Annotated in this window: 10 protein-coding genes; 6 read left to right on the top strand and 4 right to left on the bottom strand. The window is 59.9% G+C overall.

From position 1 onward, the window contains the following. Positions 1-176: 176 nt before the first annotated feature. Positions 177-1,847, top strand: a complete 1,671-nt coding sequence (locus VOI22_RS08700) for a hypothetical protein (RefSeq protein ID WP_323796112.1) — start codon at positions 177-179, stop codon at positions 1,845-1,847. A 14-nt stretch (positions 1,848-1,861) separates the two neighbouring features. Here VOI22_RS08700 and VOI22_RS08695 read toward each other — a convergent pair whose 3' ends face one another. After that, positions 1,862-2,566 carry a hypothetical protein gene (locus VOI22_RS08695; RefSeq protein ID WP_323796111.1) on the bottom strand — a complete coding sequence of 235 codons (705 nt, stop codon included), beginning with the start codon at positions 2,564-2,566 and terminating at the stop codon, positions 1,862-1,864. A gap of 295 nt (positions 2,567-2,861) precedes the next feature. Between VOI22_RS08695 and VOI22_RS08690 the strand changes: the two genes are divergently transcribed. The 3 genes from VOI22_RS08690 to VOI22_RS08680 are packed head-to-tail and all read left to right on the top strand — an operon-like array spanning position 2,862 to position 7,424. Continuing rightward, positions 2,862-3,287 carry a response regulator gene (locus VOI22_RS08690; RefSeq protein WP_036553042.1) on the top strand — a complete coding sequence of 142 codons (426 nt, stop codon included), beginning with the start codon at positions 2,862-2,864 and terminating at the stop codon, positions 3,285-3,287. Then, complete coding sequence (locus VOI22_RS08685; protein ID WP_028464473.1) at positions 3,284-4,204, top strand: chemotaxis protein CheW; 921 nt, start codon at positions 3,284-3,286, stop codon at positions 4,202-4,204. Before VOI22_RS08690 ends, VOI22_RS08685 begins: the two co-directional genes overlap by 4 nt. Positions 4,205-4,208: 4 nt before the next feature. Next, positions 4,209-7,424 (top strand): chemotaxis protein CheA, encoded by a 3,216-nt coding sequence (locus tag VOI22_RS08680; RefSeq protein WP_323796110.1) that lies wholly within the window; start codon positions 4,209-4,211, stop codon positions 7,422-7,424. 27 nt (positions 7,425-7,451) lie between these two features. Here the strand turns inward: VOI22_RS08680 and VOI22_RS08675 are convergent, their stop codons facing one another. Genes VOI22_RS08675 through VOI22_RS08665 form a run of 3 tightly spaced genes read right to left on the bottom strand, consistent with a single transcriptional unit; the run spans position 7,452 to position 11,048 of the window. Continuing rightward, complete coding sequence (locus tag VOI22_RS08675; protein ID WP_323796109.1) at positions 7,452-8,537, bottom strand: CheB methylesterase domain-containing protein; 1,086 nt, start codon at positions 8,535-8,537, stop codon at positions 7,452-7,454. After that, entirely contained in the window at positions 8,534-9,376 is an 843-nt protein-coding gene (locus tag VOI22_RS08670; protein ID WP_323796108.1) for a protein-glutamate O-methyltransferase CheR, read from the bottom strand. Before VOI22_RS08670 ends, VOI22_RS08675 begins: the two co-directional genes overlap by 4 nt. Further along, positions 9,357-11,048, bottom strand: a complete 1,692-nt coding sequence (locus VOI22_RS08665) for a methyl-accepting chemotaxis protein (protein WP_323796107.1) — start codon at positions 11,046-11,048, stop codon at positions 9,357-9,359. The genes VOI22_RS08670 and VOI22_RS08665 overlap by 20 nt, the downstream gene beginning before the upstream one ends. Positions 11,049-11,660: 612 nt before the next feature. Between VOI22_RS08665 and urtA the strand changes: the two genes are divergently transcribed. Then, positions 11,661-12,944 (top strand): urea ABC transporter substrate-binding protein, encoded by a 1,284-nt coding sequence (urtA, locus tag VOI22_RS08660; RefSeq protein WP_416366126.1) that lies wholly within the window; start codon positions 11,661-11,663, stop codon positions 12,942-12,944. A gap of 78 nt (positions 12,945-13,022) precedes the next feature. Continuing rightward, entirely contained in the window at positions 13,023-14,684 is a 1,662-nt protein-coding gene (urtB, locus tag VOI22_RS08655) for an urea ABC transporter permease subunit UrtB (RefSeq protein ID WP_323796106.1), read from the top strand. The last annotated feature ends 36 nt before the right edge of the window (positions 14,685-14,720 follow it).

The following is a 14,720-nucleotide window of genomic DNA, read 5'->3' as shown; positions in this document are numbered from 1 at the left end:
ACAAGACTGTTAAAATTCTATTAGCAATAAATTCGCGCTAATATCGGCCAATCTTGCGAAAGAAAATCGCTTCAATGGCCGGCTGAAGACAGAAAGTAAGTGCGGGTACACACGTGTTTGGCAGTTCAAATAAAGTATTCGAGATACTGACGCTCCGTGATGGATCGTGGTCGATTATGGCCACCGAGACATCCAAGGATGGTGCTCAGGCCGAAGCGATGAAGATCCTCTCCCAGGCCGGGATTGAGGGCGTTCGTGTCGTTTCCGATACTGGCAAACCTGTCAACAGTCTGAACCCTGAAGACATCCTCTTCGAGAGAATCAAGCCGAAGGGGGATGAAAAGGTCTTCATCCAGAATATCGACGATGCGCCGGTCTGCTACACGCTTGAGGACTTCTATGCGACGGACGGCCGGACGACGATCAACCGCTTGTTCCGGGCATATCTCGACAAACATAATCTGACGGCAACCGAAGCCATGCATTCGGCGCGTGAGATGAAGCGCCTGCTGGATGATGGCACGCTGCTTTTCTCGGCCGTGGCGAAAGTCGCGACGTTCCAGGCTGCGAAGCTGGAAGACACGAACGCGAACGAACGCCGCGATACCTTGTTTGCCTTTGTCGACCAGATAAATCATCTGGCACAGAAGACCCTGCAACGTCCGATGCCGCGCATCCGGGATGTGGGGCTCAATGAGGGCGTTGCCGAGCTGAACGCCTCTGCCGCGCCGGAAGAACTCGACTACCTGATCAGGTCGGCGCTGGCGACGGAGCTCGTCGAGAACCGCAGTTTTGTCGGCAAGCTGGGGCAGGCTGTCGATTGGGCTGTGATCGCCGAGGATCCGGCGACGATAGCGGCGCTGGATATCTACATTTCCGATATCCTTCACAATGCCGATGTGTTGCGCGACATGCTGGGGCATCAGCGCGATCTTGCCAGCGCGCTGATCACGATGATCTGTTTCGCGAATGGCGAGCCGATCGGCGAAGAGCCGGAAGAGCTGACGATCGAGCATCCGGCATACACGAACATCCAGCTGAACAGGCTGATCGGCTCGGGCAAGCTTCCCGAGAGCAAGGCTGTTCTGGTGGACCGTGTCCGGCGCCAGCTCGAGGGGTTGAGCCCTCTCTCCAAGGGGGACCGGGAAGAGGAACGCGAGGTGTTCCACGGTTTGCTGGACAAGCTGATTCCTGACATCAACATCGTCGGCGGCCCTGACATGGCGGAGGCGGTAACCGCCCGCCAGTCGACGATCATCAACAAGGGTGGTCAGAAAGGCATGAAAGAGGCGGCGGCCTCCGTCTTGCCGACTCTGGCCGATCCGGGGCGCAAAGCCGGGTATCTGTTGTCGTTGCTGGAAAGCAAGCTGGGGGCGGAAGTGCTCGGTGCGGAGATTGATAATCATCTCGATGCACTGCTTGTTGGTTCGCCTTCGGTCAATCATCTGGTGCGGGAAAAACTGCCGCCGAACAAGAAAATGGCAAAGATCACGTCGATCTTTAATCAGATCAACAAGTCCGCTTTGCCGGAAAATCGAAAAGAGCAGCTCACCTCGCGTATCGACGAATTGCTCGCGACCTATATCGTGGACGGCAAAATTCTCGACAAGATCGACAAGTCTGACCGGCCGCTCCATGTCCGCGCTTTCATGCTGGTGAGCATGGTGCAGCCGGAAATGCTGCCGAAGGGAAAGGCGTCAAATCTTGCGCGGGAAATCATCGTCAATCATCTGAAGCGGCCGAATTTCGAGGCGGATCTGGTCGCGCAAATTCCCGATCCCAAGGATCAGGCGAACACTCTGCGGAAGTTCCACGAGCAACTGCATCGATGCGGCTTCTTCGGGTGAGTGATCACCGCGTGTCAGCCCATATCCATTTCGAGTTCGTCGGCGAAGTCGCCCCACTCGTCGTCGCTATCCTCGGCAGTTCGAGCCGTCTCGACGAGGCTTTCCAGAAGGGCATTGTAGCGCTCCCAGGTTTCGGCATCACCGCGCGCCCGGTTCGCGGCCCAGGCCGCGGCAAGTCCGGTCGCCCGGGCGGCATGCGTGCGGGCAGCAGCAGCACGCGCGGCTTCGGCCGCAGCTGCGGCGGGAACATTGTCATCCCGGGCATAGGCGCGGGACAGGTCCCGGGCTTCGGCCCTGGCGGCGACACGGAAGTTTTCGTTCCCGGTTTCAAGATATTTGCGGACACCGTTCGGGATATCCCAGAGATCGGCAACGTCGAGTGCGACCTTGCGGGCGAATTCCCTGAGCAGGTCCTCTCCGTCGACGCGCCACAGCACGGTGCGCGTCGCGCAGACCAGCTTGTCGTCCTGCCGCGTCGCGAGATCCTCGCACTCGACCCGGCAGATCGTGTTTCCGGGAGCGTATTTCAGGGCATCAAGGATGCGTTCCGACGCGTGCAGGCCGGAAACGCAAAGAGAGGGGGCCGCATCGTGCGCGAGTTTCTCACCGTCCGCCGGCACGGGGCGACCGTCGCGCAGCGCTTCGTCCACGAAGTGCCAGGCCAGCAGTTCACCGGAACCGTTCTGGGTTCCGCTCGGGGTAACATTCTGTTCCGTCATGTCATGTCCATCGCGATGCGTGTCATGGTTCGGCCCTATCGTCCTATAGCCTTCGGCGCAGGGCAAGCGCTTGATGGCGCGTTGCTTTCAACAAATCCAAAGTGCTCGCGCATTATGGGAGTCAAGGGAATGGAACGGCGCCGCCGACCCAATATGTCCAGCCGTCGCGGGATGCGAAATATTCGTCCTCGCAGTTGGTTTTCCGGTAATTTGCCGGTAGGCAAAGCCATGCTGATATGGAACCATGAACCCCTTGATTCGAAGATGGTTTCCACCCCTGGCAAATGGTTTCAGCATGCCTAAGGTACTGATTGTCGATGACTCACGTCTGGTCCGCCTGACGATCAAGACCATTCTTGATCGGGCAGAGGGATTCGAAGTCGTCGGGGAAGCCGAAAACGGCCGGGAGGGCGTCGACCTCGCCAGGGAGCTGAACCCGGACGTGGTCACCCTTGATATCGAAATGCCGGTGATGAACGGGATCGAATGCCTGCGTCGCCTGCGGATTCTTTCTCCTGCAAAAGTCATTGTCCTGTCATCGCTTACCCACCCGGCATCGCCCAAAGCTGTGGAGGCCAGACTGGTCGGTGCCGACGCGGTTATCGGCAAGCCCTCCGGCTCGGTCAGCCGGGACGTTGACGCGAGCGGGGGAAGCCTGCTGATCGATACGATCAACCGGCTGATGCTTCCTGACGCTGCGGCCGGGGAGGCGTTGGCATGAGCGCCGTGGAAAGTGTCCTCGAGACCCACAAGATCCCTGTTCTGCTGTTTCAGTCTGACGGCCGCCGCTATGGCGTAAGGCTCTCGGGTGTCCGTGAAGTCGTCGAGATCGAGAATATGGAACCGATCGAGGGCGAGCCGGACGAGTATATCGGCGTCATGGTGCTCCGGAAGGAGCCGATACCGTTGGTGGTGGTTCGTGCCGGCTCGAAGGAGCCCGAGACCGAGCTGCCGATGTGTATTGTCCTGCAGCGCGGCCATGCAGTGATCGGCCTCGCGGTGCAGAAGATCATCGGGATCCGGAATTTCGATCCGGCCCATCCGACCAAGGGGCTGGTGGCGAGCGACCAGCCGCAGCATGCCTATCTCGACGATGACGGTAATCTTGTCCAGGCCGTCGACCCTGACCGCTGGTTCAACGCGCAAAGTGCCCTGCCGCTGATCTCTGATCAGCGCGCCATGAAGCTTGCCGACGAGCAGGAAAAGGTCGTCGAACGTCCGCGCCAGCGTTACATGGCGCTGACCATTCGTGACCATCTCTATGCCGTCGATTCCAGTCTGGTTGAGAGGGCGCTTGACGAGGTGGAAACAACGCCGCTGCCCAAACGGCCCGGTGTGAAGCTCGATTCCGTCATTGAGGTCAGTGGCACGGTGATGCCTGTTCTACGTCTGTCTCGCGGCGGGTTCGAAGAGCAGACCATCCATATTATCGTGAATTATTACGGTCAAAAATGGTCAATCGCTACGGAGACGGTGCTGGGCATCGTTGTTGACGAAAGCCCTGTGCGGCCGTCCGATGACGACACTCAGGCACGGGTCATATCCCACAAGGGCGCGTTCCACGAGGTAATAGACGTGCCGGCACTGATTGCCTCGATGGTGCCGGATTTTGTCCGCTCCGGCGACGGCAGAGGATAGGCGCATGAGCGGTTTTGACGACGACGGCGCCGGCGGCGCGATGTGGGAACTCTTCGAACAGGAGAGTGAGGACTATCTCGGTCAGATCGAGGATATCCTGTCCGGCAGTGCGGCCGATCTCGAGAACGGGGAGACCATGAGCGCGCTGTTCCGCGCCATGCACTCCCTCAAAGGTGTTTCCGCTTCGCTCGGCCTTACCGGCATCGAGCTTGTCGCACATCACGCCGAGGATCTGCTCGACATGTTCCGGAACGGGGAAGCCCGGCCGGACGAGGCGACGCGCGAGCTTCTGTTGCAGACCGCCGATACACTCGTTGCCTTGCGTGAACAGAGTATCGCGAACACCAGCGATGCGCCGGCCGACATGCAACTGGTCGCGCAATTGACCGCAGCAAAAGCGCAGCTGAAAAGTGGCGGCGCGGTTGCCGCGCCTGCGCCGCAGGCCGCTCCGCAACAACCGGCGCCGGCACCGGCTCCAGTCGTCCCAACCGCGCCTGCGCCTTCGCCTCAGGCTGCCCCTGCGCCACCACCGCCTCCTCCTCCGGTTCAGCAGGCGCCAGCCGAGACTAACGACACGGGTGCCGCGCGGCAGATGTCGATGCAGGTCTCTCAGGCACCGGCAGATCCCTCCGAGCCTGAATTCCAGCCGGAAACGGTAGGGCCGTTTGACGAGGTGGTGCGAAGCGAACTCGGACAGCTTGCCGAGGCGTTGGAAAATCCGACTCTGGAAGCGCTCGACACACAGGCCATATCCGGCTCGGTGCTCGCGATCCGTGAAGTGGCGAACGAAGTCGGCTATCTCGGCATTTCGGATGTGCTGAGCGATATCGTCGACTTGCTCCGGGATTCAGATCCGCTCGACAAGACGGAGCTGACCCGTGGGCTTTGTATCTTTGTGCATCGGTTGCGGCTGTTGTCGGAACTCGCCAACTCCGGTCTCTCGATGGAGGATGTGGACGATTCAATGTCGCCTCATATCTCCCGTGAGGCGCGTGAGGTGGTCGACCGGCTTTCAGCGGGCGGTGGCACCACGAAGGATTGGGAGCTGGTCGGCATTCTTGCCCGCGCTCTCGGCGTGCAGCGGATTTCGGCCTTGGCCCGACTGTCCAGCGAGTTGACCGCGGAGCCGGATTGGCGCGACCGTTCAGGCGCTCTGGCCGTGGTCGAGGAGATCCGCCGCGAGAGCCAGGTGATCGGGATCGAGGGGCTGAATGTTGCCTCTCTCGACATGTTGCGCGGCACCTATGACCGGCTCCGGGACCAGATGGCCCTGTTGCTGACCAATGCCGAAGCGGCAGTGGCGGAGCTGCGGACGTCTCTTGGTGACGAGATATTCAACAGCCTGTCGCCGGATGCGCGTCAGCAGATTGCGGACTTCCTGAAGCAGCCGAATGCCAACCTGGTCGAGATCCAGGCCATGCTGCCAGACGGTCCGGCCTCCACACAGCAGATCATGGGCCGGATTTATCAGGAAAAGGTGATGTCGAACCGGGTCCTGGTTGATACCCATCCGGACCTCTACCAATTCCTTGTCGGCGTTATCGGGCCTGCCGATCCGATGATGGCCGCCGTGCAGGCGATCGACGGCGCGCGCGCCGCACTGCAGTCATGGCAAATTCTGGCAAGCAATGAAGTGCAGAGCGCAGTGGCAACGCCCCAACAGCCGGCTCCGGCCCAACCCGCGCAGGCACGACCTGCTCCTTCTGCTCCGTCTGCCGACGCACAATCAGGCGTCATGCATATCGGCGATGACTGGACGGTTGACGGCGACAGTGCGCCGAAACCTGCGGCCGTACAGCAAGCAGCGCCGCCCCGGCCTGCGGCACCGATGACGCCGCCGCAGGCGGCACCGGTTCCGCCGCCACCGTCATCCTCGGCCCTGGAGCCGGTTGCGTCCGACACGAAAGTTCCGGCAGAGCGGTCGGAAGCCGCTGCGCCCAATCGCGGCGGAGGGGGTGGAAGTTCGCTCCGGGTGTCGTCTGAACTGGTGGACAATTATCTCGATACTGTCGCCGAGCTGCGGCTCTGCATTTCCCGGATCGAGCAGGGAGCATCGGAAGCCGGGTTCGCGAGCACGATTGCGGAGCTGCGGTCTCTGGCAAAACAGACCGGCGCACGCAAGGCGGAGCGGTTGCGCTTCGCGGCCAGTCATATCGATGACGCGGGTAAAATTCTCGCCAGCCAGATCGCAAAGGCGGAAACTACGCTCCGGATGCTGCATTCTGTGACGCTGCAGCTGCGTGTGGTGCCGATAAGCATCGTGCTCGGACGCATGCCGCGTCTGGTGCGGGATCTTGCGCGCAGCCTCGGAAAACAAGTCGACCTCGATATCGAGGATGGTGACATCCAGATCGACAAGTCGATGGTGGATGCGCTGATGGAGCCGCTGGTCCACATGATCCGCAATGCCATGGATCACGGGATCGAGACTCCGGAAGAACGGCAGAACCTCGGAAAGCCCGCGAAAGCGATCCTGACGCTGCGGGCGACACAGAACGGCAATGTCGCGCAGATCATGATTGCCGATGACGGACGCGGTTTGAACACGTCCCGGATCAAGTCAAAGGCCATGGAGCGTAATCTGCTTTCGGATCAGGATGCCGCACGGATGTCCGAGCGGGAAATCCAGCGCCTGATCTTCGCGCCCGGTTTCTCGACAGCGTCGGCCATCACCGAAACATCCGGCCGCGGGGTTGGCATGGATGTGGTGCTGACCACGATCCGGCGGCTTGGTGGTTCAATCGATATCGACAGCGTCGAGGGTGAGGGCACCAAATTCTATCTGAGCTTCCCGGTCTCGGCCGCTCTGCAGCGGATTGTTGTGGTGACCGATGGCGAGCGGGATCTCGGTTTGCCAGAGCGCTCGATCGTCGAAGTCATCGAGGTCGCCCGCAGCCAGATCCAGGAGGTTGGCGAGTTTGCCGGCATTCAGCACCGCGATGGTTTCCTGCCGGTGCGCGCGATCGAAACCATGCTGGGCTGGGACACGCCTGAAGCTGCGGCAAACCAGACCGCATTCCCGGTGGTGATCATTGGTACGCCGCAGCGCCGTGTCGGTGTCGCGGTTGCCCGGGTCAAGCGGCGTCAGGAAGTCTTCATGAAGGAATTGCATCCGGCTTTGAACGCGGTGGATGTTCTGGCAGGCGCCACGGTTATGGGCGAGGGCCAGCCGTTGCTGGTGCTCGATCCGGAAACCCTGATTGCGATAGCGGGGGCCTAGACGCAGCCTGACTTTATTCAGGCCAATCTATTTAGGCATGTTGAGTGTGACGCCGGAAATCCATCCGGCGATCTTCTGCAGCGGCAGGACGGTGTCCGCCGCCTTCTCTTCGAAGGCAACTTTCGGCATGCCGTAAACGACGGAACTGGCTTCGTCCTGGGCAAGGGTGCGTGCACCAACACGGCGCATTTCGAGCAAGCCTGCAGCACCGTCCCGGCCCATACCGGTGAGGATCACACCGACGGATCTCTTGCCCAACTCCTGCGCTGCCGATTTCATCATCACATCGACCGCCGGACAATGACCGCCAATGCGCTCATTTTCGCCAAGAGCGGTCCAGATTCCCTTGTTTCCCTTGCGCAACCGGAATTGCTGGTCGCCCGGCGCCACCACAGCGAGGCCGGGGCGAAGGGGCTGGCTGTCATAGGCCAGCATTACGTCAATCGCGCAGGACTGATCCAGTCGTTTGGCGAAATCCTCGACATAGTCTTTCGGCATGTGCTGAACGATGACAACCGGCGGGCAATTCTTGTCGAGACCTGAAAGCACCGTCATCAGGGCATCCGTGCCACCGGTAGAGGCGCCAATGCAGATCACGGTGCCGAGATAAGGCGCGCCGAGGTCTTCCGGTGGCCGTGGTTTCGCTGTTTCGACGGAAGTCTGCGTTCGCACAGGAGCCGGGCGCGGTGCGGCTGGCGCCGATGCGGACCGCGGGCGATCCACGCGTGCCTGCCGCAGGGCGGATTCAATACGGGAAGATGCAGCTTTCAGTTCCGAGCGGATATCGAGCTCGGGAATGGAAATCAGTTGCCCTGAGGGTATTTTCAGCTGTGCGGCGACTGTCCGGCCTTCGGTACTCTCTCCGGCGGTGATCAGGAGAATCGGGCGGCCGCAGGTCTTGGTCAGCTCGAACACATTCTTGAGGCTGGTGAAGTCATTGTCGCGGGCCGCAAGCACCACGACCTCGGCGCCGGTGAGGCGGTCAGGGGTGGCGCGTGTCTGTGATACCGCGATGACTTCCGTATCACCGATAAGGGGCGTTATCGTTTCCGTCACGACCTTGCGGAGCAGCGGGTCTGAAGCGACAACGAGAATACCGTCTTGTCCGTTCAAGAGGCCTTCTTTCTAAAGATCGCGGGACGGATCTGATCCAGATAAATCCGTGCGTGGTCCGGATTGTCGGTGTGGCCGATGAAGAGATATCCACCCGGCGCGAGCATCGTGCTCAGGTTACGGACGAGGTTCTCTCGGGTCGTGTCATCGAAATAGATCATCACGTTTCGGCACAAGATCAAATGGAAGCGGCCACGCAACATTTCGAGTGGTTCGGTCAGGTTAAGCCACCGAAACATCACGTCGTCGCGTACCTGCTTTACCACGCGATAGGTGTTATCGCCGAGATATTCCAGATATTTCTGCTGCCAGGCCATTGGCATGTGGCGAAATGCCTCGGCTCTGTACTCGCCGATGGCTCCCCGGCGCAGGGTCGCTTTGGCAATGTCCGTCGCCAGGACACCGGCATCCAGATCCTGATAATGCGCTCCGAAATACTCCCGCATTGCCATGATGACGGAATAGGCTTCCTCGCCCGCCGCCGCGGCCGAGCTCCAGATCCGGATATCCTTTGTGCGGTCCCGGCGCAGCCGTTCTTCGAGCTCCGGCAGCAAGGTCGACGCCATGAATTCGAAGTGCGCCGGCTCCCGGTAGAAGTAGCTGTGATTGGTCGAAAGATGCTCGACCAGATTGATCAGCATGTCCTCGCGCCCGTCGCTCCGTGCTTCGCGCAAGAGTTCCGGAATGGATTCATGACCGGTCTGGCTCATGAAGGCGCGCAGGCGCGAGTCCAGGAAACTTTCCGCATTCGCTGGAACGATAATCCCGAATTTGTGATGCGCCAGACGGCGGAGTTCGTCGAACTCCGCCGTGACCGGATTAGTACTTTCCAAAGTCACCGGACGTAATCTTGTCTTCCTGCGCGGGGCCGCGCTCTTCGTCAGTGTTCTCTTCGGATTGGGCTGAAGCGTTGCCGGCCGGCTTCTTCTTGGCCGGCGCGTCACCTTCGTTCAGCTTGAAGCGGGAGACGGATTCCTGCAGCTCACGGCCCCGGCCGGCGAGGGCGCCGGAGGTCGCTGCCATCTGTTGTGCTGCCGCCGCGTTCTGCTGGATCACAGTGTTCAGGCGATGGATGGCAACATTGATCTCGTCCGCTCCGACAGACTGCTCCTCACTGGCAGCGGTGATGCCCTGAACCAGATCCTTCGTTCGGGTGATTTCCGGCAGCAGGTCGTTCAGCAGGCGGTTGGTGTTTTCGGCAGCTTCCCGGCCGTCGGCGGAAGCGTCCTGGATCTCGCTTGCGGCTTGCTTGCTGATTTCAGCCAGGCGCGAGACTTCGGAGGCAACAACCGCGAATCCGCGTCCGTGTTCACCGGCACGCGCGGCTTCGACGGAGGCGTTGAGGGCCAGCAGTTCGATCTTCCGGGTGATTTCCTCGACAACGAGGATCTTGTCGGAAATATCCTTCATGGCGGCTGCGGTTTGGGTCATTGCTTCGGCACAACGCCCGGCTTCACCGGCCATGCGCTCCGATGCTTTTTCCGTTTCTTCAGCGTTCTTCGCGTTCTGGCGGATACCGGCAGTCATTTCTTCCATGGCAGCGGAGGTTTCCTGCACGCTGGAGGCCTGATCGTTCACGCCGTCCGACACCTGCTGTGCGGTCTGACGAAGCTCGCTGCTGCCAGAGGTGACACCGCCGGATGCCATTTTGATGGTGCCGAGCATCCCTTGCAGATTGCGTTGCATGGCGTCGATCGCTTTCAATACCCGGCCGATTTCGTCGTTCGAATTGGATACGGGGACGGGCACCGAGAGGTCGCCAGCGGCGAACCTGTCAACGGTCTGGACCGCGGCATTCAGGCGACGGCGAATACCGATGGCGAGCGGAATACCGATGATCAGAGAGAGTGTGACGGCGACGATTGCAGCAATGGTCAGGCTGCTGATTGCCAATTCCTCGGCGGCCTGGATCTCTTCGACGGATCCCTGTGACATGCCATTGACCTTTTTCAGCAGTTCATGCACGCGTGACCCGACGATGACCTGGGTCTCTTCGATCTTGTTCATATGAGAGCTGAGGTGCGACAGTCGGGGAATGCGTCCCCCCGCCGCTTTGATCAAGGACTTGAGCTGAACAATAACAGTGTTGCCGGTCTTCGTGATGTGGTCGTGCGCTTCTTCGATTTCGGCCAGCAGCTTCTGGATTTCTGCATAGCGGGTGCCGCGGTCGCCGCCAGCTTCAACAATCGGGGAAAGCAGCAGGTTTACCGAGGAGAGATGTTCGTCGACAGCGGTGCCGTGTGCTGCGAACTTCGCAATATAGTCGTCTGCGGCATCGCCGCGTCCCTGTGCGGCAATCGATATGGCGATATGCAGGGCCATTTCCTGTTCGAGCTGGCTTTCGACGATCGAGCCAACCAGAACGGAAACCGGTGTGTCGGTCAAAATGATCTGGTCGACCTGACCTTTCACGGCGGTCATCGTCCAGATGGAAAAACCCGCGAATGCGCAAAGGGCGGTGGCCATAAATACGACCAGCGCCATGAGTTTCGTAGACATATTCAAAGACATTTAAGCGGCCCCCTGATGTTCTTCGAATGGCCCCGCGCAGCCCAGGCGTTCTGTCGGGCAAATCCATGTGCGGAAAGCAGTATAACTTTGTGATTCCGCCTGTGCAGCCACATTGTTGATTATTCGTTGATATTTCTTGAGATTTTATCGAATTCGACTCTGAGCGAGCGAGCGCCGCCTTCTATTGGTTCTGCCGTGTCTGTCTCAAGGCCTCCAATCTGCGGGTGTTGCGCGCTGAATTGGAGGGTGCGCTGTGTGCGCTGACCCGGCCCTACCCGTGCACCTAGAAAGGTGCACGGGCCAGGGTCGAGTGGTGCAACAACAACCCCGTCTGGGGAACTGGATTCCCCAACAGGACATGCGGTCTTCGTGTCAAAAGGTCAATGTCCGGTCTTCTGTTACGGTTAGATTAAAAAACAGGCAGTGCTTAATATTGGTGCAAATTTTATTGTCAAATTCATCTTCTGATAGTTCTTCTGGCATGATTTCGTTCTTCTAAATAACTGATAAATAATGTTTTTATTCAGTTTATCCCAAATAAGGGAGCTGTGGCACAGCGCTTGCTGTTTGGTGTGCGGTGCAACAACAACCCTGGATCTGGGAGAACTAATAATGGGGAAGCTCATAAAGTGGAAAAGCGCCCTTGCGGCAACGGCCTTCGGGCTGGCTGCAACGGCCGGTATGGGGGCGGCGCAGGCTGCGGATACGATCAAGGTCGGTATCCTGCACTCACTGTCCGGAACCATGGCGATCAGTGAAACTACACTGAAAGACGCCATGCTGATGCTTATTGACGAGCAGAACAAAAAAGGCGGTCTGCTGGGTAAGAAGCTCGAGCCGGTCGTCGTTGATCCTGCCTCCGACTGGCCGCTTTTCGCGGAAAAGGCCCGCGAGCTGATTTCCAAGGACGGTGTGTCTGTGACTTTTGGTTGCTGGACGTCCGTGTCCCGCAAATCCGTTCTGCCGGTGTTTGAAGAGCTGAACGGCATGCTCTTCTATCCGGTGCAGTATGAGGGTGAGGAATCCTCCCGGAACGTTTTCTACACCGGCGCCGCGCCGAATCAGCAGGCGATCCCGGCGGTTGATTACATGCTCGGCGAAGAGGGCGGCGAAGCGAAGCGCGTTGTTCTGCTCGGTACCGACTACGTTTATCCGCGCACGACCAACAAGATCCTGCGCTCGTATCTGAATGCCAAAGGCATCGCAGATGCAGACATCATGGAAAACTACACGCCGTTCGGTCACTCCGACTGGCAGACCATTGTCGCTCAGGTGAAGGAATTCGCCAGCCAGGGCAAGAAGACCGCTGTTGTTTCCACCATCAACGGTGATGCCAACGTGCCGTTCTACAAGGAACTGGCCAACCAGGGCATCAATGCCGAGGACATTCCGGTCGTCGCCTTCTCCGTCGGTGAAGAAGAGTTGGCCGGTCTCGATGCGGGCCCGCTGGTCGGCCACCTGGCCGCATGGAACTACTTCATGTCGGTCGACACGCCGGAGAACGATGCGTTCATCAAAGCCTGGCACGCCTTCATCAAGGACGAGAAGCGGGTGACCAACGATCCGATGGAAGCCCACTATATCGGCTTCAAGATGTGGGTGCAGGCGGTCGAGCAGGCCGGCACCACCGATGTCGATGCGGTTCGTCAGGCGATGTACGGCCAGACCGTCAAGAACCTGACCGGCGGCACGGCGGTGATGAATACCAACCACCACCTCTCCAAGCCGGTGCTGATCGGTGAAATCCTCGAGGACGGCCAGTTCGAAATCGTTTCCGCCACCGATGGTGTGGTGGTCGGCGATGCCTGGTCCGACTTCATCCCGGAAAGCGCCAAGCTGACCGCTGACTGGACCTATCCGTGGGTCTGCGGCAACTGCGAAAAGCCGCGCTTCTAAAAACTTCCGGACCGGAGCGCGGGATGTCCCGCGCTCCGGAACCGTTTGAATTGCGCGCAGGGATGGGAAGGAAATTTAATGTCCTTAAGGCAATGGATGCGCGGGGGCGCACTCCGGTTCTTAATGGTTTTCTGGGTACTCGCGGTTCTGGTGCCGCATTCCGGTGCGTCGGCTGCTGACGATCTCGGAACGCTCGTTACCGAGCTCGGTGCGGCGAGCCTTTCCAAGAAGCAAGCTGTCGTCGATCGTATGGTCGCGACAGGTGCGCCCGAGGTGGTGCCTATCCTGGAAGCGCTCGTCGGGCGGGATCTCTATACGCGCAAGAGCGATGACAAGGTGGTCATCGGCCAAAAAGCCAGTGGCGGTAAGCTTCTCCTGACCGACCCCGTGACCGGTGCAGAGCTGGAGACCGTCGGCTCGCGAGAGGTGAAGCGGGTCAAGACGAACAACAGTCTCCGCTCATCCGTCAAAGCGGTCATGGGCACGCTGACACTGATGAGCCCGGACCCGCAGCGCCGACTGGAAGCGGCGGACGGTCTGCTGAAGTCGAGCGACCAGGCGATGCTGCCGCTGGTCGAGACGGCGCTGGCCAAGGAAGCGGATGCGGCGGTGAAAAACGCGCTGCAACTGGCCAAGGCCTCAATCAAATTGCAGTCAGAGAGCACGGAAGAGCGTTTGGCTGCGGTGCAGTCCCTTGCTGACAGAACCGATCCGGAAAGCCGGGTCATGCTCTCCCGCCTGCTGCTGAAAGACGGCGATGTCTGGCGCGAACCTGACGAGATGGTCCGTGCGACCGCAGGGAAAACGCTTGCCTCGATGGAGAGCCGACTGGAGATGTGGCGCACCGTCGAGCATCTCTATCAGGGGATCAGCCTCGGGTCGGTCCTGCTGCTCGCAGCCATGGGGCTTGCCATCACTTTTGGTGTGATGGGCGTCATAAACATGGCGCATGGCGAGATGGTCATGCTCGGCGCCTACACAACCTTTGTCGTTCAGGAAGTGTTCCGTTCTTTCGCACCGGGTCTGTTCGACTGGTCACTTGCCGTCGCGCTGCCTGCCGCATTCCTTGTCTCAGGTCTTGTCGGCATTGCCATGGAACGAGGATGTATCCGGTTCCTCTACGGCCGCCCGCTTGAAACGCTGCTCGCCACCTGGGGTATCAGTCTGGTCCTGCAACAAACCGTGCGCTCGATTTTCGGGCCGACAAACCGGGAAGTCGGGGCGCCGGAATGGATGCAGGGCGCCATGGAATCGGTCGCTGGCATAACGCTGACCTATAACCGACTCTGGATCATTCTGTTCTCGTTCTGTGTGCTCGGCGCCGTCCTTCTCGTCCTGAAGAAGACCGCTTTCGGCCTGCAGATGCGGGCCGTGACGCAGAACCGCGAGATGGCGCGGGCCATGGGCATTCCGACCGGCCGGGTCGACGCCATGACCTTCGGCCTTGGCTCCGGCATTGCCGGTATCGCGGGTGTCGCCCTCAGCCAGATCGACAATGTCAGTCCCAATCTTGGACAGGCATACATCGTGGACAGCTTCATGGTCGTGGTGTTCGGCGGTGTCGGCAATCTCTGGGGCGCCTTTGCAGGCGCGATGTCGCTCGGCGTCGTGAACAAGCTGCTGGAACCCTGGGCCGGCGCGGTGCTGGGCAAGATCCTGGTGCTGGTAGCGATCATCCTCTTCATCCAGAAACGGCCCCGCGGATTGTTCGCGCTCCGCGGCCGTGCCGTGGAGTCCTGAGCCATGTCGCTGTTGCAACGCCTATACGCGCCGCAG

The sequence above is a fragment of the Nisaea sp. genome, from assembly GCF_034670185.1.
Lineage (GTDB): Bacteria > Pseudomonadota > Alphaproteobacteria > Thalassobaculales > Thalassobaculaceae > Nisaea.
Note: the sequence above shows the minus strand (reverse complement) of the source record. Positions and strands in the feature narration are given on the sequence as shown.

Coding starts and splice junctions, on each gene's coding strand:
- VOI22_RS08690 (WP_036553042.1), top strand. CDS start 2,862: ATGCCTAAGGTACTGATTGTCGATGACTCACGTCTGGTCCGCCTGACG.
- VOI22_RS08685 (WP_028464473.1), top strand. CDS start 3,284: ATGAGCGCCGTGGAAAGTGTCCTCGAGACCCACAAGATCCCTGTTCTG.
- VOI22_RS08695 (WP_323796111.1), bottom strand. CDS start 2,566: ATGACGGAACAGAATGTTACCCCGAGCGGAACCCAGAACGGTTCCGGT.
- VOI22_RS08665 (WP_323796107.1), bottom strand. CDS start 11,048: ATGTCTTTGAATATGTCTACGAAACTCATGGCGCTGGTCGTATTTATG.
- urtA (WP_416366126.1), top strand. CDS start 11,661: ATGGGGAAGCTCATAAAGTGGAAAAGCGCCCTTGCGGCAACGGCCTTC.
- VOI22_RS08700 (WP_323796112.1), top strand. CDS start 177: ATGGCCACCGAGACATCCAAGGATGGTGCTCAGGCCGAAGCGATGAAG.
- VOI22_RS08680 (WP_323796110.1), top strand. CDS start 4,209: ATGAGCGGTTTTGACGACGACGGCGCCGGCGGCGCGATGTGGGAACTC.
- urtB (WP_323796106.1), top strand. CDS start 13,023: ATGTCCTTAAGGCAATGGATGCGCGGGGGCGCACTCCGGTTCTTAATG.